The sequence below is a fragment of the Cellvibrio fontiphilus genome (assembly GCF_042646205.1).
GTDB lineage: Bacteria > Pseudomonadota > Gammaproteobacteria > Pseudomonadales > Cellvibrionaceae > Cellvibrio > Cellvibrio fontiphilus_A.
In genome coordinates this window covers 306,048-324,408 of the sequence record NZ_JBHRTF010000002.1, presented here as the reverse complement: position 1 = coordinate 324,408, position 18,361 = coordinate 306,048, and the positions used below count along the sequence as shown (strand labels likewise).

General features: G+C 51.9%; 17 protein-coding genes. 11 read left to right on the top strand and 6 right to left on the bottom strand.

The genetic code is table 11. The features are described 5' to 3' along the window. Nucleotides 1-97: 97 nt before the first annotated feature. The 4 genes from ACFODX_RS03265 to ACFODX_RS03250 form a co-directional block, all read right to left on the bottom strand. Complete coding sequence (locus ACFODX_RS03265; protein WP_378116024.1) at nt 98-973, bottom strand: response regulator; 876 nt, start codon at nt 971-973, stop codon at nt 98-100. A gap of 69 nt (nt 974-1,042) precedes the next feature. Then, a complete protein-coding gene (locus tag ACFODX_RS03260) occupies nt 1,043-1,423 on the bottom strand; it encodes a TfoX/Sxy family protein (RefSeq protein ID WP_378116022.1) in 381 nt (126 codons plus the stop codon). A gap of 139 nt (nt 1,424-1,562) precedes the next feature. Beyond that, nucleotides 1,563-2,339 (bottom strand): peroxide stress protein YaaA, encoded by a 777-nt coding sequence (gene yaaA, locus ACFODX_RS03255; RefSeq protein WP_378116020.1) that lies wholly within the window; start codon nt 2,337-2,339, stop codon nt 1,563-1,565. A 31-nt stretch (nt 2,340-2,370) separates the two neighbouring features. Then, complete coding sequence (locus tag ACFODX_RS03250; RefSeq protein WP_378116018.1) at nt 2,371-2,859, bottom strand: DUF4265 domain-containing protein; 489 nt, start codon at nt 2,857-2,859, stop codon at nt 2,371-2,373. Between the two features lie 77 nt (nt 2,860-2,936). Between ACFODX_RS03250 and ACFODX_RS03245 the strand changes: the two genes are divergently transcribed. The 9 genes from ACFODX_RS03245 (at nt 2,937) to ACFODX_RS03205 (ending at nt 12,724) form a co-directional block, all read left to right on the top strand. Further along, nucleotides 2,937-4,208 (top strand): M48 family metalloprotease, encoded by a 1,272-nt coding sequence (locus tag ACFODX_RS03245; RefSeq protein ID WP_378116016.1) that lies wholly within the window; start codon nt 2,937-2,939, stop codon nt 4,206-4,208. 127 nt (nt 4,209-4,335) lie between these two features. Next, on the top strand, nt 4,336-4,911 hold the full coding sequence (locus ACFODX_RS03240) for a TRAP transporter small permease subunit (protein ID WP_378116014.1): 576 nt from the start codon (nt 4,336-4,338) through the stop codon (nt 4,909-4,911). Beyond that, the gene (locus ACFODX_RS03235; RefSeq protein WP_378116012.1) at nt 4,905-6,278 is read left to right on the top strand and encodes a TRAP transporter large permease; all 1,374 of its coding nucleotides are present in this window, start codon (nt 4,905-4,907) and stop codon (nt 6,276-6,278) included. Before ACFODX_RS03240 ends, ACFODX_RS03235 begins: the two co-directional genes overlap by 7 nt. 95 nt (nt 6,279-6,373) lie before the next feature. Beyond that, nucleotides 6,374-6,778 (top strand): acyl-CoA thioesterase, encoded by a 405-nt coding sequence (locus ACFODX_RS03230; RefSeq protein ID WP_378116010.1) that lies wholly within the window; start codon nt 6,374-6,376, stop codon nt 6,776-6,778. Between the two features lie 261 nt (nt 6,779-7,039). Further along, the gene (locus ACFODX_RS03225; protein WP_378116008.1) at nt 7,040-7,588 is read left to right on the top strand and encodes a cytochrome b; all 549 of its coding nucleotides are present in this window, start codon (nt 7,040-7,042) and stop codon (nt 7,586-7,588) included. A 74-nt stretch (nt 7,589-7,662) separates the two neighbouring features. Next, entirely contained in the window at nt 7,663-8,247 is a 585-nt protein-coding gene (locus ACFODX_RS03220) for a YceI family protein (protein WP_378116006.1), read from the top strand. A gap of 287 nt (nt 8,248-8,534) precedes the next feature. Then, nucleotides 8,535-9,638 (top strand): protein adenylyltransferase Fic, encoded by a 1,104-nt coding sequence (fic, locus tag ACFODX_RS03215; protein ID WP_378116004.1) that lies wholly within the window; start codon nt 8,535-8,537, stop codon nt 9,636-9,638. Nucleotides 9,639-9,941: 303 nt separating this feature from the next. After that, nucleotides 9,942-11,675 carry an anti-phage dCTP deaminase gene (locus ACFODX_RS03210; RefSeq protein ID WP_378116002.1) on the top strand — a complete coding sequence of 578 codons (1,734 nt, stop codon included), beginning with the start codon at nt 9,942-9,944 and terminating at the stop codon, nt 11,673-11,675. An 8-nt stretch (nt 11,676-11,683) separates the two neighbouring features. Further along, entirely contained in the window at nt 11,684-12,724 is a 1,041-nt protein-coding gene (locus ACFODX_RS03205) for a restriction endonuclease (RefSeq protein ID WP_378115999.1), read from the top strand. 47 nt (nt 12,725-12,771) lie between these two features. On the opposite strand, the gene ACFODX_RS03200 is transcribed toward ACFODX_RS03205, so the two are convergent. Both ACFODX_RS03200 and ACFODX_RS03195 read right to left on the bottom strand, forming a co-directional pair. Beyond that, the gene (locus tag ACFODX_RS03200; protein WP_378115997.1) at nt 12,772-13,407 is read right to left on the bottom strand and encodes a putative glycoside hydrolase; all 636 of its coding nucleotides are present in this window, start codon (nt 13,405-13,407) and stop codon (nt 12,772-12,774) included. A gap of 299 nt (nt 13,408-13,706) precedes the next feature. Then, nucleotides 13,707-15,368, bottom strand: a complete 1,662-nt coding sequence (locus tag ACFODX_RS03195) for a carboxylesterase/lipase family protein (protein WP_378115995.1) — start codon at nt 15,366-15,368, stop codon at nt 13,707-13,709. Nucleotides 15,369-15,514: 146 nt separating this feature from the next. On the opposite strand from ACFODX_RS03195, the gene ACFODX_RS03190 reads away from it, so the two are divergent. After that, on the top strand, nt 15,515-16,528 hold the full coding sequence (locus ACFODX_RS03190) for a LacI family DNA-binding transcriptional regulator (RefSeq protein WP_378115993.1): 1,014 nt from the start codon (nt 15,515-15,517) through the stop codon (nt 16,526-16,528). Nucleotides 16,529-16,632: 104 nt separating this feature from the next. Next, on the top strand, nt 16,633-18,336 hold the full coding sequence (locus ACFODX_RS03185; protein ID WP_378115991.1) for a family 43 glycosylhydrolase: 1,704 nt from the start codon (nt 16,633-16,635) through the stop codon (nt 18,334-18,336). Nucleotides 18,337-18,361: the final 25 nt, after the last annotated feature.

Below are 18,361 nucleotides of genomic sequence, written 5' to 3'. Positions count from 1 at the left end.
CGCCAAGGGTGAGCATCAGCGAATGGCTTGAGTATAGTTAGCCGGGCGGCGTTTGTTGATGGCGGGCTGATATTTGTTGAGCTTGGCGCGGCAAAGCCTACATCTGCGCTATGTATTTGGACAGCGTCTCAAACTTTTCGGCATCGTTATCCACAAAGCGAATCACGATTTTCACCACGTTGGTATCCGGCCTGCCCTCACCTGCTTGCAGGCTGTGCACATAGCCATTCACGCGCGCGAGGCTGTCGCCGTCACCGGTTTCTATATCCACCACCGCCTGCTCAAATAGCCCCGGCAAGTCATCATTGCGCTGCATTAAACCGCTCATTAATTGCAGTGACATTTCGCGGATTACTACCCCAAAGGTACGGTTATTGGAAAAACGCAGCTGCGCTTTGCCCTTGACGGTTTTGGCCGGCGCCACTGCCTGCACCGCGGGTTTGGCGCCCAGCGCGCTGGCGCTGTTGTTGGCAAAAGGGTTGGCGGCGGGCGCGGCGGGTTTGGGAGCGGGTTTGGCGCCGCCGGTTAATACATCGACTGAGGCGAAGGCTATGCCCTGGGTACTGGCGCTACGTGCGCTGGCGACCGGGGTTTTGCCGGCGGCTTTGAGTTGTTTGAAGACTTTTTTCAGCAGTTCTTCTGCGGAAAAGGGTTTGGACAGGTAGTCAGAAACGCCCAAATGAATCGCCTTCACTATATGGTCGCGGTCGCCGCGGCTGGAAATCATAATGAAGGGGATGTCGCCCCCGTTGGGCATGGCGCGCACGGCGGTGAGTAATTCGGCGCCGGTCATATTGGGCATTTCCCAGTCCGAGAGGATCATATCCACCGTCTGGTTTTTCATTTGCGACAGCGCGCGGTTACCATCGGGCGCGTCGATAATCTCTACGCCCGGGATTTTGTCGCGCAGCTGTTTTTTGATCATGTCGCGGATAAACGTGGCATCGTCCACCACTAGAATTCGTATCGCCATTGCCTGCTCCCAAGCTGTTATCCCTAGAGCCTAGACCAGAATTATCGCGCTTGCAGCTGGCGCGCTAAATCAGGCGCGCGCCCGGCGCGGTGGTAGGCTGATAACACTGGTTTCTTCCTCTTCCACCGGGTAATCGGCGCTGGACGCTTCAACGGCAATACGCACCCAATAGCGCAGCTCATCTGGGGTATCCAGTAGCTGATTGGGCAGTTGGAAAAAGTCTGACTGCAGGCTGACACCGCGCGGCTGTAGCGAGTGCATGCCCCGCTGTTGAAACAGGGCACGGGACATTTCATCGGCGCGGAAATAGAGCTGGTCGTTCACCGCCAGCGCAAATTGAACCCCATGGTGGTAAATCGCCGCGCCATTAAAAATGCGGCGATAAGCTACCTCGGTCACCCGCGACAAACGGGCGATCACATGATCGAGGTAGACGTTGCTCAGGCTCATGGGCGATATCCTATCGGGTTATTAGAAGAGGTATGCCAAGCTCCTGATTTTGGCATCGGCAGAGAATAGTCGAAATTCTGGCGTCAGAAAACTGGTTTTTTAGTCAATTTGTATGGAAATTGTTCGGGTTTGCGGCGGCTCAAGGGGATTCCGCGCGGGTGAATACCCATTCCTGTGGCGACGACATGGCCTTGTTAAAGGCATAACCGGCGGTGTCAAAACTTTTCAGTTGCTCTACATCGCTGAGCTGGTTTTGCACTATGTAGGCGCTCATCATGCCGCGCGCTTTTTTGGCAAAAAAGCTGATGATCTTGTACTGGCCGTTTTTCTGGTCTTTGAATACCGGGGTAATCACCTCGGCGTGTAATTTTTTGGTATTTACCGCGCCCCAGTACTCGGTGGAGGCCAGGTTCACCAGCACCCGCTCGCGCTGTTGCTCCAGCTCGGCATTGAGCTGGTCGGTGATGATATCGCCCCAAAACTGGTACAGGTTTTTGCCGCGCGGGTTGGCAAAGGCGGTGCCCATTTCCAAGCGGTAGGGCTGGATCAAATCCAGCGGCCGTAGCAGGCCGTACAGGCCGCTCAAAATGCGCAGGTGCTGCTGGGCAAACTCAAAATCCGCTGGCCCATAGGTTTCCGCCGCCATACCCGTGTAAACATCGCCCTTAAACGCGAGCAGCGCCTGTTTGGCGTTGGCTGGCGTAAAGGGCGGTTGCCACTCCAAAAAGCGCTGCGCATTTAACTGCCCCAGCTTTTCGCTGATGGACATCAGCTTGGACACCTGCGCTGGCGGCAAGAGGCGCAGGTCATTGATCAACGCCTGCGAGTGCTCCAGAAACTGCGGCTGGCTGTGGACAGCGGTGGCTGGTGGGGTTTCAAAGTCCAGGGTTTTAGCCGGGGAAATAACATGCAACATAGGCGCGGGGTATCACATCAAAAGGAAAGGGCTATTCGGGTTTAAGCAGATCCTGCCACCAGTTGAGCGGTGTTTGGCCGTCCGTCGGGTCGTAGACATTGCCGTACATCCAGGCGCTTTGGCCATCGCGGCCAACAAATTCATTGAGGATATTTTCTATCGCACTGAACCCGCAGCTGACATGGATCGAATAGACCAGCATACGCGGGGTTTCGCGATCCAGTTCACCGCCCAGCTTCTCCAGCTCGGGGGTGAGCAGGTCGGCCAGCGCTTGGATATCGCTGCGGCTAAAGACGCGGATACTCAGGTTGCCACTGCGCTGCACCAGGTCAAACTCGCGGGTATCGCGCAGCATTTTTACCACATCGCCACTCGCCAGGCCTTTGGCAAAAGCGGGCGATTGCACCAGTTGGAAGTTGCCGTCCTCCAGTTCACGCACATGGAGTTGCTCGACAATGGGCTTGCCATCGGCGCCCAGGCCAGCAAAAAGCTCAATCACTTGTAAAGATTTTTTAGACACGGATTCACCTTGTATTTAGGTCTTTTCGTCAAAATAGATGTGGCATTATACCCAGCTCAGACACAAGGAGTCCCACTATGAAATTGATCGCTAAATTACTTGCGTTGGCCAGCTTCAGCATGCTGATGACTGGCTGTGTTACCAACCCGGTAACGGGGAAGAGCCAGCTGTCCATTATGTCGCCGGAACAGGAGATCGCCACTGGCACGCAAAATTATGGCCCCGGTCAGCAGGCGCAGGGCGGCCAGTATGTGGTGGACCCAGGGCTAACAGCCTATGTACAACAGGTGGGTAAAAAGCTCGCGGCGGTCAGTGATCGCCCCAACCTGCCCTATGAGTTTGTCGTACTCAATAACGATGTGCCCAACGCCTGGGCTATGCCCGGTGGCAAATTAGCCATCAACCGTGGCCTCTTGGTGTACCTTGAGGATGAAGCCCAATTAGCCGCTGTATTAGGCCATGAAATTGTGCACGCCGCCGCTCGCCACAGCGCGCAACAACAGACCCAGAATGTGCTGATGGGCGCCGGGGTATTAATTGCCGGCGTGGCGATTGCTGAGAAAAAACCGGAATACGGTGCGTTGGGCATGGGTGCAATGGCTGTGGGCGCCCAAGCCTGGCAGGCCAAGTATGGCCGCAATCATGAATTGGAGTCCGATGAGGTAGGCATGAAATATATGGCCAAAGCCGGCTACGACGCCCAAGCCGCCGTGGAATTGCAGGAAATCTTTGTGAAGTTATCGGAAGGGCGCAATTCCGGTTTTATTGAGGGGTTGTTTGCCAGTCACCCGCCCTCACAGGAGCGTGTTGCCAAGAATCGCGCTAATGCGGCGAAGTATCCGGGTGGCGTGCGCAATAAAGCCCAATTCCAGCGAGCCATGGCGCAGGTGAATAAAGACAAAAAAGCCTACGAGAACTACCAAAAAGCGCAAAAACTGGCGAGCGAGAAAAAATATATCGATGCCATGAGTTACGTGGAGCAATCCATCGCCCAGCAGCCCAAAGAAAATTTATTCTGGGAGATGAAAGGCCAGCTGCTGCTGCAACAGAAAAAAGACAGCGAAGCGGTAGTGGCGTTGGATCGCGCTATCCAGGCCAACCCGCAATATTTCAAACCCTATGTGTTCCGCGGCATCGCCTACAAACAATTGGGTAAAAACGACATGGCAGAAAAAGACCTGCTCACTAGCCAGCGCTACTTGCCCACCCAAATCGCTACTTATTATTTGGGTGAAGTTGCCTTGGCCAAGGGTAATCGCAATCAGGCCGCGCAATACTTCCAACAAGCGGCCCAGGGTGGCGGTGAGATTGGCGAAGCAGCCAAAGGGCAGCTGGGTAAATTACAGTAGATAGTTTTACGCTGTTCCATATCCAGAGCGGCGGTCGAAACAGGGAAGTGTCGACCGCAATAACCGCCGCAGCGTCTGATGTCTTGCGTATAATCGCCGCCACACAATTCTGATAACAAATTCCATCATGACCATCGCCCCCGTTTCTGCGCAGCCAGCTGCTGCGCAACCAAAAATTCTCTGGTTTATTCGCCTGCTCGATTCCCTCACCCAGATCACCGGCACCACCACCGCCTGGCTCACCGGCATTATGGTGGTAGTTACCGCTATTGTGGTCGGTTTGCGCCACCTGTTTGGTATTGGATCGGTCGCGTTGCAGGAGTCTGTGACCTACATGCACGCCGCAGTGTTTATGTTGGGCGCGGCTTACACCCTGAAACAGGATGGCCATGTGCGGGTGGATATACTGCACAAAAAAATGTCGCCCGCAGCGCGCGCCTGGGTGGAGGTTTTGGGTAGCCTGTTATTCACCTTGCCGGTGATGGTGTTTATTGGTTGGGGCAGCCTCGATTTTGTGCGTGAAAGCTGGCGAATTGGCGAAGGCTCTACCGATTCCGGTGGTATCGGCGGTGTGTATTTATTAAAAACCTTATTGCCGGTGATGGCGCTGAGTGTGAGCCTGCAGGCCATCGCAGAACTGTTGCGCAATTTAGCGGTGTTGATGAATCTCGCACCCGCCAGCGGGGAGCAATCATCATGCTGATTGAATTAATTCCGCTGCTAATGTTTGTAGCCATTTGTGTATTTTTGATGTTCGGCTACCCAGTGGCATTTACCCTGGCCGGTGTTGCACTTGCCTTTGCCGGGTTAGGCATTGCGGGCGGTGTGTTTGATGCGAATTTATTAAAAAGTTTTCCCGCGCGCCTCTACGGCATTATGAATAACTACACCTTAGTGGCGGTGCCGTTGTTTGTGTTTATGGGCACGGTGTTGGAAAAATCCCGCCTCGCCGAGGATCTGCTGGAAAACATGAGTAAAGCCTGCGGGCGTTTACCCGGTGGTTTGGGGATTTCTGTGGTGCTGGTGGGAACCATGCTGGCGGCCAGTACCGGAATTGTTGGTGCAACGGTAGTGACTATGGGGCTGATGTCACTGCCGCTGATGCTCAAGCGCGGCTACGCGCCCAGTTTTGCCTGCGGCACTATTTGCGCCACCGGCACCCTCGGGCAAATCATTCCGCCCTCCATCGCGCTGGTATTACTTGGCGATGTACTCTCCAGCGCCTATCAGCAAGCGCAGCTAACCCTGGGCGTGTTCAACCCCAAAACCATTTCCGTGGGCGATTTGTTTGTCGCTGCCTTGATCCCCGGCCTGGCTTTGGTCGCGCTATATATCGCCTATGTTTTTTTCACCGCCTGGCTGCGCCCAAGCATTATTCCGCGTGTTGTGATTGACGAGCAGGAGGAGCAGGTTTCCCTGCTGCGGGTGCTGCTAAGTTTGTTGCCAGTGTTGTTGTTAATTGGCTTGGTGCTGGGTTCAATTTTGGTTGGCGCTGCAACACCCACCGAAGCGGCCGGTGTTGGCGCCTTGGGCGCTTGTTTATTGGCTATGGCTAAAAAACAATTTTGTTTACAGCGCCTGCGTGAAGTTAGCCGCAGCACTTTGCAAATCAGCGCCATGATTTTTATGATCCTGATCGGCGCCTCGTTATTTTCACTGGTGTTTCGCGGTTTTGGTGGCGAGGAACTGGTGCATGAATTTTTTAGCCAGCTGCCCGGCGGTGTTTTTACCGCGGTATTTCTGGTGATGTTGGTCATGTTTGTGCTGGGTTTTATTCTCGATTTTATTGAGATTATTTTTGTTGTCGTCCCGATTGTTGCACCGGTGTTGCTCGCCATGGGGGTGGACCCTATCTGGCTCGGCATCATGATCGCCGTGAATTTGCAAACCTCTTTCCTCACCCCGCCCTTTGGTTTTGCGCTGTTTTATTTGCGCGGCGTGGCACCGGCAACTATTCCCACCAGCCAAATCTATCGCGGGGTAATTCCTTTTATCGCGCTGCAATTATTGCTCTTGTGTGTGATGGCGCTCTGGCCGGGCTTAGTAACCTGGCTGCCACAGCAGCTCTAGGCTTTTGCCCAGTGCATCGCCTTCACTCATGGGCGGGATTGGCCGGCTATACTCAGCCAATCCTGCTGGCGATGAATTGAATTGGAGTTGAATTGATGCACACTGCCTCCCCCTCTGGCGCCTCCCAGCCCACCGGCACCCTCACCCTGCAAACCATCACCATGCCCGCCGATACCAACCCCTTTGGCGATATTTTTGGCGGCTGGGTCATGGCGCAAATGGATATAGCCGGCGCCATTCACGCCAACGAAGTGGCCCATGGGCGAGTTGCCACTGTCGCGGTGGGCAGCATGGTATTTATGCGCCCGGTGCCGGTGGGCGCCATCATCAGCTGTTACACCAGCACCCTGCGTATCGGCAACACCTCCATCCGCGTCAAAGTGGAAGTCTGGATCAAGGATTTCCTCACCCACAAAATCCTGCAAGTCACCCAGGGCGAGTACATTTATGTCGCTATCGACGAGCAGGGGCAGAAGCGCCCGGTGCTCAAAAGCACGTAAAAACCCGATTAAATCCCCTGAAATTCCAATCATAAGCAACGAAAAAACTGATCTATTTGGCTTTTGCAGTTTTTGCATAATTGCCCAAAAATCTTCTATCCCATTGATAGGTAACTATTTTTCAGTGTAAAGCGGGATTTACACAAGGCTCTCGCGCCAAGTGCACACAGCAGGGCTAGACTGAGTGCTACTGTAATTCACCAGACTTACTGTTATCTTGAATAAAAGCACTAGCTAATAAAGCTCCTGCCAGAGGCACCTATGCTCAAGGATTCTTCCACCGGTTACGGCTTGATTGCCATTTTGCTCCACTGGTCCAGCGCCCTGCTGATACTGTTTTTATTTGGCTTGGGTATCTACATGACCGGGCTGGGTTATTACGACGACTGGTATCACAAAGGCCCCGCGCTGCACATCAGCCTCGGGTTGATTGTGCTGCTGCTGATGCTGGTGCGTGTTATCTGGCGCCTGCTCAACCCCACACCGGTTGCACTGGGTGATAAACCCGCGCAACTCATGGCCGCCAAACTGGTCAAATGGGCGCTCTACCTGGCAATTTTTGTGGTGTTGATTACCGGCTACTTCATCACCACCGCAGAGGGCAAACCCGCCAGTTTGTTTGATTGGATTTATTTCCCGTCAATCGCCGAACTCAGTGCCAGCCAAGTGGATCTAGTGGGCGAGTTACACGAATATTTTGCCTGGGGCATTATCGGATTGGTGGTATTACACGTTGGTGGTGCGCTGTTGCATCACTTTGTAATACGCGACCGCACCCTGGTGCGCATGCTCAAGCCGGTGAAAAAATAATTTTGCAACACTGCGTGACTAAATCATTTATTAACTATTGCTCAACAACCGTTTAACCCTAAAGGAGTTTTACTATGTTAAAAAAATCCCTGCTTGCGCTTGCTGTTTCCAGCATTGGTGTAATGAGCCTGCCCGCCTTGGCAGACACCTATGAAATCGACACCAAAGGCGCCCACGCCTCCATTAACTTTGCAGTTAAGCATTTGGGCTACAGCTGGTTGACCGGTCGTTTCGATAACTTCTCTGGCGAATTCACTTACGACCCAGCCAAACCCGAAGCCAGCACTATCAATGTCACCATCGACACCACCAGTGTTAACTCCAACCACGCCGAGCGCGACAAACACCTGCGCAGCCCGGATTTCCTCAACGTGGAAAAATTCCCCAAAGCCACCTTTGTGAGCAAACAAATTAAAGTGGATGGCGATGATAAAGACGAATTCGACATCATCGGTGACCTGACCCTGAATGGTGTGACCAAAAGCATCACCATCGAAGTCGACAAAGTCGGAGAAGGTAAAGACCCATGGGGCGGCTACCGCGCCGGTTTTGAAGGCGAAACCGAAATCAACATGAAAGATTTCAATATCAAAATGGATTTAGGCCCAGCCTCACAAACCGTGAAATTGGAATTGCATGTGGAAGGTATTAAAAAATAATTCACGTGAATTATTCTTCCTTGCGCATTTACACCGCGCACAAAAAAAGAGGCCGCAGTGGCCTCTTTTTTTATGGCTTAAGCAAATTCTCTAAGCTCACGCCTACTTTAGCCGCCGTGCAACGACTTAAGCGGTTGAGAGGATGATTCATATACACAAAACACCACTTTTTTATACATACCCGCTTTTCGTGTCGATAAAATAGGTAAATATCGACATATTGTGTTTATATGTCGATACCATCGCTATAAGCTGACAATATGTGGGAAAAATGGAGATGTATAAACATGACATGGCAAGCTGACCGCCCTTACAACGAACTACCACTGCTACCACCTCCTACGGAAGCGCATGAAACGCTTAGTCTGCTAAAAGCCTGCATTCCCGCGCGGGCAGCATTGGCTGAGTTGAAGCAGGCTGGCGAGCTATTGCCTAATCAGGGGCTGCTAATCAACCTGATTCCCCTATTAGAAGCAAAAGACAGTTCGGAAATAGAAAATATTGTTACTACCTCCGACAAGCTCTTTCAATTCGCCGAAGAGGACAGTCACGCAGACACAATGACTAAAGAAGCGCTGCGTTATCGCACTGCATTACGCGAAGGGTTTTATCAATTAACCAAGCGGCCACTTTGTGTAACTACAGCCTTGGATATTTGCAGCACCATCAAGGCCAGCCAGATGGATGTGCGCAAAGTTTCGGGTACAGCGCTGCGTAATCAAGCCACAGGTGAAACTATTTACACGCCCCCCGTGGGAGAAACCGTCATCCGCGATTTGCTCAGTAACTGGGTAATGTTTTTACACCAAGAAGATGACATTGATCCGCTGATTAAAATGGCAATAGCGCACTATCAGTTTGAGGCGATTCACCCATTTATTGACGGCAATGGTCGCACGGGGCGCGTGATTAATATTCTATATTTGGTTGAGCAGGGCTTATTAAGTTCACCCATTCTTTATTTAAGCCGTTACATCATGAAAAACCGGCAAGACTACTACCGCTTGTTGTTGGGCGTGAGCCAAACCCAACAATGGGAGCCTTGGATTCTCTATATGCTAAAGGCGGTAGAAAGCACTGCGACATGGACTACTGCAAAAATTGGTGCGGTACGCCAACTGTTGGAACACACCACTAACTATATTCGCGATTCTCTGCCAAAGGTGTACACACACGAATTAGTGGCCGTTATTTTTGAGCAGCCCTATTGTCGGATAGGCGATTTGGTCAGTCGTAATATCGCCAAACGCCAAACAGCATCGGTGTATTTAAAACAGCTCTGCGACATAGGTGTTCTGTACGAGTTTCCAGCGGGTAAGGAAAAGCTTTTTGTACATCCAAAGCTGATTCAGTTAATGACGCAAGACAGTAATCAGTTTGCTGAATACTAATAGTCTCATAAAAAAGGCAGCACTATTCGGATAGTGAACTATTTAACCCAAAGTGTTTTAGCCAAAGCCTTTCGCAGCGAACTCACCGCTTACTGGCGCGCGCAGAATTCGGAATTAATTTCGGGGGAAAATTCGGCAGCATTGTTGGAGAAGATTAAGATGGGGGAGCTGCGAAGCAGCATTGAAGTAAAAGCAGAGGTTGAGAATTTAAAGCTATAAATTTTTTCTATTCTATAGCTTATAGTGGCGGCATTATGGTGTTGCTAAGCAATTTTTAGTAAAAATAAAAGGCATGGAATAATTATGTTAAGAGATGAATCCCTATCTAAATTATTTTTGGAAAGAAGTAAGTTTATTTTGATTGGTCTGACTGGTCGAACTGGTTCTGGATGTACAACTGCTGCAAATTTTTTGGAGAATAAGACCCCCAGCTTTCCTGATGAATCAGATATAACCTATAACGGGGAACATTTGTACTCTGGGTTAAGTCGGTATCGATATAATATCGTTAAAAAATATGCGGTAGAGAATTGGAAGCCTTTTTATTCGATAAAAGTAAGTGATCTTATATCGGCTTATTTGCTTCGAATGAGCAGTGATGAAGTCGTTGATTTTATTACTGTAAGCTCAAGAGGAGAGGTTGATAAAACAGGGCTGAAAAAATTAATTGATGAAGGTGTTTTTTCTAAAAATTTCATAGGCAAGTTCAAGCAATTTCAAAATTATTTGCTTGACCACAGCAATTCTGAAGTTATCGAAATTGACAAGATTGAGTTATTCAATAGATATCTAAAGCTTGTTAGAAAATTTACTGAAGATTTTAAAAAAGAGCTTCAGGTTTTTAAGCGTGACTTATATGTTTCTACATATCAAGCTGCAGGGGTTTCTATAAGAAAACTGGGGAAGATTTCTGCGACTTATAATGCGGAGAATTTCGATCCTAGCAGTGTCTTCCATCTTCCTGAAACTATAAATAGAGTAATTAAAATTATAAGGAAAATAGAAGACAAGGCATTTGTCGTTATTGATGCAATAAGAAATCCATATGAGGCACGTTTTTTCAGAGATAGATATTCTGCATTTTATTTGGTTTCTATTAATGCGCCAGCCAAAGATCGTGATGAATATTTGCAGCGAATTAGAAAATTTACTATTGATCAACTATCCGATATCGAAGAAATTGAGTCGGGTGATAAGAAGATTGACTCTACTTATAATGATTTTATTGGCCAAAATGTAAAACGATGTATTGAAATATCAGATATTCATATTTTTAATCCAAGAAATGAGTTAAAAAACAATAACGTGCTTAAGGCACAACTAATTTGGTACTTTGCACTGATGCTGCATCCCGGGCTTGTGAGCCCTACATCCATGGAGCGTGTAATGCAAATTGCGTATACAGCAAAGTCAAATTCTGGCTGTATTTCAAGAAAGGTTGGGGCAGCAATTACAGATGAGGAAAACTCTATAAAAGCTATTGGTTGGAATGACGTGGCTGCAGGGCAAGTCCCATGTGCCCTGCGCTCGGTTGAAGGTCTTTTAAATACCTTTGATCCTGTGGTTTATAGCGAGTACGAAAGAAATGATGAAAAATTTATCGATGCAGCAAATAAAAAATATTCAAATATTATTGCAAGCTCAAAGTCATTAGGTGGAAGAAATCTATCTTATTGTTTTAAAGATTTAAAGAACAGTATTGATAGAAAGTCGAATCAAGTACATACCAGATCTTTACATGCGGAAGAAAGTGCATTTTTGCAATTGGCAAAATATGGTGGAGTTGGAATTAAGGGAGGAAAGCTCTATACAACAGCAAGTCCATGTGAGCTTTGTGCAAAAAAAGCCTATCAATTAGGCATCAAGGAAATTATTTATATTGATCCTTACCCTGGAATTGCTCGTGATCATATTCTCTCAATCGGAAACAATCCGCCAACATTAATTCAATTTATGGGGGCTGTTGGAAAGGGGTACCATCAGTTATATGACTCTGCGATGCCCTATAAAGATGAACTGGACTATTTTTTGGGATAGGGAATCATATGGCTGTCTGGTTAATCCGCGCCGGTTCTCACGGCGAATACGAACAAAAATTCCTGCAGGAAAATCGCATCTATTTAACCTGGGATTATTTAAATAGCCCGTTGGATAAATTACCAGCGCGCGATGCATTGATCGAAACACTGAGCGGTTTGGATGCAGAGGCCAAACCCAGAAAGTTGGTGAATCACGCCAGTCAAATCTGGCCTTTCGCTCACGACATGAAAGTGGGGGATCGCATCATATTGCCCTCCAAACTTCAGCCGGTAATTTATATCGGAAAAATCACCTCTGGCTATCATCACCAAGCGGATGCCGCTAACCCTTTCTATCACTGGCGCAGTGTGGAATGGTTGACTGAGGCTGTGCCGCGCTCGCACTTTTCGCAGGATTTGCTGTATAGCTTTGGTGCATTTCTCACCGTGTGCCGCATTACTCGTAATAACGCTGAAATGCGTTTAGCACAAATGGAAACAAACGAATGGAAAGCGGAATCGGTTAAGGATCTTATTGCCCATACAAACGAATCCAATGAGTTGGACGCGACTGACGAGCAGGTTGATACCGACCTGGAGGAGCTGGGGCGCTCGCAAATTGTGAAATTGATTGAGCGTAAATTTAAAGGGCATCAACTTACCCGATTAGTGACTGCGATACTGCAAGCGCAAGGCTATACCTGTTGGCAAAGTCCTGAAGGTGCAGATGGTGGGGTAGATATTCTGGCGGGCGATGGCCCTATGGGTTTTGGTAATCAGCGAATTTGTGTGGAAGTGAAATCTGGCGATGGATTGGTGGATCGCCCCACGGTTGATAAGTTGATGGGTGCTATGACCAAGTTCAACGCAACCCAAGGTTTGTTTGTTGCTTGGGGTGGTTACAGGTCAAATGTGCAAAAAGAATTGGCATCCAGCTTTTTTCGCGTGCGTTTGTGGAGTCAAAAAGAATTATTGGAGCAATTATTTTTGGTTTACGAAAAATTGGATGATGAAATTAAAGCTGATTTGCCGCTGATGCGGATCTGGACAATAGCGCAGTCCGAATAAAAATCGTTTTGCGTATCCCTTCTACTTGAGGGGATACGCAGCAACCCTTACTCCTCCACACACCCCTTCTCGCCCTCGGGCAATTTTTCCAGGCGAATATTGGTGATGCTCACCGTGAATTTGCCGTCGGTGGCGATGCTGAACGGGCCGTTGATTTTGCTTAAATCGAAGTTGTCGCTTTTAAAGCAGTTGAGCGGTAGCGGCAAGCTGAACCATTCGCCTTTGGGCATGGATTTAATCATTTGGTTGATGGATAAATCCGCGCGGCAGGGGTAGCCGCAGTCCAGGCCGATGTTGACGTTTTTGTCGGGTTTTACATCCACGCGCATATCGATGGTGAGTGACGCGCTGTCTTTGAATTTGGATAAATCAACCGGGTTGCCGTAAAGCCCAAAGTTGCCCTGCATTTTTTTGCGCGGTACCCAAGTGATTTGGATGGCATCGCCTTCACCTTTAAAACTAGTGGGCGCTACCTCGACTTTGCCGCCTGCCGATTTGCCCTCCCGCCCTGTTATGCCGGTGCTCCAGTTAGTGGGGTCGCCCAGGGAAATACTGCGGTCAATCAGCTCGCCTTTGACCAGATAAAAATAGTTGGGGTTGAGCTGCTGCGCGTCGGCGGCGATGGAGAGCAGGCTGGCGCTGGCAAGGGCGATAAGGGTTTTCAGGGGGGAATGTTTGAACATATAAGCCTCGTTAGAAAATTATTATGGGCGAGCAACAGGCTGGGCCTGCGCGGCATAATATTTCTCTATCTGACAAATATGTCAATTGACTATAAACCCCCTCCCAGCCTCCCCCTTCAAAAGGGGGAGGAGTAAGAGCGCCCCCCTCCCAACCTCCCCCTGTTCCAGGGGGAGGGGCTGACTCCCAGTGCGATAAAACTTGTGCGAAGCTCCAGTCCCCTCCCCTGACAAGGGGAGGGCTAGGGTGGGGTCGCTCTTATCCCATCCCCTTTTGAAGGAGGAGGCCGGGAGGGGGTTAATTAAAAAGTCCCCCGCTGCACAAACGGCACTTGGGCGTAGAGTTTGCGCTCGCCACCGCGCGGGTCATTTACCAGTTGGGATTTTTCATTGACCACCAGCGTCTCGCGCTTTTCCAGGCTGTAGGGTTTCCAGCGCGGTATGCCTTTGTGGTTGGGGTTGCCGGTCCTGGCGAAGGCGATTAATGCCTCGCTCATTTGGTCGGCCACCTTTTGCGCGGCGGGCGAGGTGCCGGTGCGGGCCTGCGGGTGGTGAATGGTGTCGAATACCATGGCGATATCAATCGAGTGAAACGCGCCCCATTTGCCGTCATCCAGCGGTGAACCCCAGTCGAATTGGTATACATAGGCCGGTGCACCCTGGCGCGCGCGGGCTTCGGCTTCCTGGATCGCGCCGGGCCAGGAGCGGCCGGCGGTAGTCGCCGCAAAAAATACCTGCGAGGGTGTGTAGTGCGGGTAAAGCTGGCGATAGGTGTCGATTACCACCTGCGGGTTTACATCGGAATACTGGCTCAGCTCCAACCTTGCGGGCAGTTCTTCCCAGCTCAGGTTGTGGTTTTTGGGATCGCCGCCCAAAAAGGCGCGGGTTTCGTCTTTGGTATTGCCAATCACCATGGGAATCCGGCGCGATTGGGCCGGCGCTTCGGGGTAAAAGGGGTGTTGGTGCAGCAGGTGGTTGTCCAGTACTGGGCCAAAATACAGGCGATTATTTTCAATGCGCGAGGGGTCTTTGGTGTCTTGTGTGGCGGCGATAATCGCCTCCATCGGCAGGGTTTTCAGCTGCGCCAGTTGTTTGGGCGAGAGCTTGAGCGTGTCCAACAAGAGTTGCGCTCGCTGGGTGGCGGCGCGCGGCCCGGCGGCGGTGACCTGCTGGCCGCTCATGGTGAAAACGCGGTGGAACAGGCCTGCGGCGGCGGGCGTTGCCATCAAGCTGGCGATTTTGGCGCCGCCACCCGATTGGCCAAACAGGGTGATGTTATCGGCATCGCCCCCAAATTCAGCGGCATGTTGTTTGACCCACTGCAGCGCCTGGATCAAATCCCACTGGCCGACATTGCCCGAGGCGGCAAATTCGCGGCTGCCCAGTGCGCGCGCTTCCAGTTGGGCCAAATACAAATAGCCAAAGGCGTTGAGGCGGTGGTTGAGGGTGATGACGACCAGATCGCCGCGCAAACAGAGGTTGGTGCCGTCGTACAAACCGCTGGAGCCTGAGCCGTTGTCGTAACCGCCGCCGTGGATATAAACCAATATGGGCCGGCGTTTGCCATCGCGCAGCGCGGGAGTCCAGACATTCAGGAACAGGCAGTCTTCAGCGGTTGGCTCTTCCTTGCCGCGCTGGGGGGCGGCGGCGCCGTAGTCCAGCGCATCGCGCACGCCTTCCCAGGGCAGTTCGGGGCTGGCCGGTGCAAAACGGGTTTTGGCGGTATCGCCACCGTAGGGAATGCCGCGAAATACCTTAATTCCCTGCTGGCTGGTGCCGCGAATTTTGCCGCTGCGGGTACTCGCCAAGGGGTATTCATCGCTCGCGCCATAAACGCGGCTGGCGCCGGCCAGTAACAGCGACCCCAGCGCCCCGGCTTTGAGCAATTGGCGGCGATCCAGCGTGGAGCTGTCGCCCTGGCTGTTCCCGATATCTTTTGCTGGCAGGATCTTGTTATTGTTCATGGCTATTCACCGCTGGGCTTATTCGAGTTAGCTTGAAAAATTAGCATAGGGTATTTTTGAATACAAGCTGGGGTTTGCGTGAATTTATTGCTTGCAAATTCGAGTTAGCAAAGGCAATTTAATAATAACAGAGGGTATGTCACTACATGGCCAAGACAATCGAAGCAATTGCCGAGGAGCTGGGGCTGTCCATTACTACGGTGCGTTTGGTGCTGCTGGGCAAGGCGCGCCAGTATCGTATCAGCGCCAAAACCGAGGCGCGGGTGCGCGACTACACCGCGCAGCACGGCTATGAAATCAACCATGTGGCGCGCAGTTTACGGCTGCAGCGCAGCGATGCCCTGGGGCTGATTATCCCGCGCTTATCCAACCACTTTTTTGCCCAATTGGCGGAGTTGCTGGAAATTCGCTGCCGTGAGGCGGGTTTACAGCTGTGGATCTCCTGCTGTTACGACAACCCGGACACCCAGCAGGCGCTGATCAAACAATTTCGCGAGCGCAATGTGGATGGCCTGTTTCTGGTGCCCGCCAATGCCAGTATGCCGGCGCTCGCCGCGGCGCAATTAAAACAGCGGCTGGTATTGCTCGACCGCGACTTTGGCGGCGATGACTATGCGGTGGTAGTGACCGATAACCGCCAGAGCGGTTACCAACTGGCGCAGCGCCTACACAGCTTTTGCGCGGCGCGCGGCGACAAACAGCCAGATTTTTTGCTGTTTGCGGGCAACGTGGGAATGCCCTCCATTGGCCAGCGGCTGGCCGGTTTGAATGCCGCGCTGGATGACCTTGGCCTGAGCCAGCGCCGCGAAGTACATGTGGCGCACAATGATTTCCACGAGGGCGAGCGGGCCATGGGCGAGCTGATCGACAGCGGCCAGCCACTGCCGAAGGTGCTGGTGTGTTCGTCCATCCCGCTATTTGAAGGCGCGATGCAAGCGCTCAAACAACGCTTGGGCGGCGCGCCCGAGGCGATGGTGCTGGCGACCTTTGACGATCACAGCATGCTCGATTTTTTGCGCAACCCGGTGTGCTCGGTGCGTCAGGACTACCGCTTTATGATCGAACAGGCGTTTAGCGAAATGGCGCAATTAATTAACGGCGAGGGCCAGCCGGCGCGCCATATCGCCAGCATGACACTGGTGCCGCGCAATATGGATTAGTCGTTCAGGCAGGGTGAATGCAGATTTTCTCGGCAATAACATCAACCACAACAACAAAAACAACATGAATCAATAACACCAAAGGATTCAACAGAGGACGAGATATGCAACCACTATTACTGCGCCAGCTGTCACGGCTGCTGGCCTGGGGCGCGCTCGCGTTGGCAGCCGCTGGCTGTACGCCGCCACAACCCAAACCCCAGGCGGACGCGAATACCGGGAACGCCGACTGTGTCGATTACCTGGGCAATAGCTTTTTGCGCCACTGCCAAACCTGGGCAACTACTTACGAAGGCCAGCGCCAGGGCGATTTGGGTGACGGCACTTACCTCAACCCGATTGTCGCCGGCGACCGCCCCGACCCCAGTATTCTCAAAGATGGCGATGACTACTACATGGTCTTCTCCACCTTTGAAAGCTACCCCGCCCTGACCATTTGGCACTCCCAGGATCTGGTCAACTGGCAGCCGATTGGCCCGGCATTGAGCAAATATATCGGCAGCATTTGGGCGCCGGAGCTGACCAAACATAATGGCCGCTACTATGTGTACATCCCCGCCAAATTGCCCGGCCACAACTCTAACTATGTGGTCTGGGCCGATGATATTCGCGGCCCCTGGTCGGAACCCATCGACCTTAACCCGCGCCTTGCCAACCAGCAGCGCAAATACCCCGACCGTATCGACCCCGGCCATTTGGTGGGTGAAGACGGCAAGCGCTATTTGTTTTTCTCCCACGGCGATTACGTGCAATTGGCCGATGATGGCCTGAGCCTGGTGGGCGAGATGAAGCATGTCTATGACGGCTGGAAATATCCCGAGGAATGGGACGTGGAAAGCTACGCCCAGGAAGGCCCCAAAATGCTGAAATACGGCGACTACTTCTACATGGTCACCGCCGTGGGTGGCACCGCCGGCCCGCCAACCGGCCATATGGTGATTGCAGCGCGCGCCAAATCGGTACACGGCCCTTGGGAGAACGACCCGAACAACCCGATTATCCGCACTGAATCCGCCGCGGAAAAATGGTGGTCGCGCGGCCACGCCACGCTAGTGCAAGGCCCCACCGCCGGCGACTGGTACATGATGTACCACGGCTACGAAAACGGCTTCCACACCCTGGGCCGCCAAACCCTGCTGGAGCCTATCGAGTGGACGGATGACGGCTGGTTCCGCTCCAAGGGCTTTGACGTGGGCGAGCCAATCCCCAAACCCAAAGGCGGCAAGGCGAGCAAACACGGCAGCCCGCTGTCGGACGACTTCAGCAGCAATAAATTTGGCCTGCAGTGGAGTTTTTATCGCGGCGACCAGAGCGAAAACCAGCGCCTGAACTATGGTCGCGATGCGCAAGGGCCCTATCTGGAGCTTAGCCCCAAAGGCACATCGCCCAGCAACTCATCGCCCATGACCTTTGTGCAGGGCAATCAGGCCTACCAGTTTGAGGTGGATATAGAGCTGGAGGAAGGTGCGGTTGCCGGTGCCATGGTGTTCTACAACGACAAACTCTACGCCGGTGTCGGCATAGCGCCGCAGGGTTTTTGGCTGCATCGCTACGGCATGGACCAGCGCTACAGCGCGCGCCCGGCCGGCAATAAATTCCGCCTGCGCCTGACCAACAATCGCCACATAGTGACCATCCACTACAGCACCGACCAAGGCAAAAGCTGGCGCAAATACGACACCCAAATGGAAGTCTCCGGCTTTCATCACAATGTCGCCTACGGCTTTATGAGCCTGCGCCCGGCGCTTTACGCCGCGGGTACTGGCAAGGTGAAATTCCGCAACTTTGTCTACCGCGCTCTGCCTTAACTCAGGCTGCAGCAGCGCCAAAAAC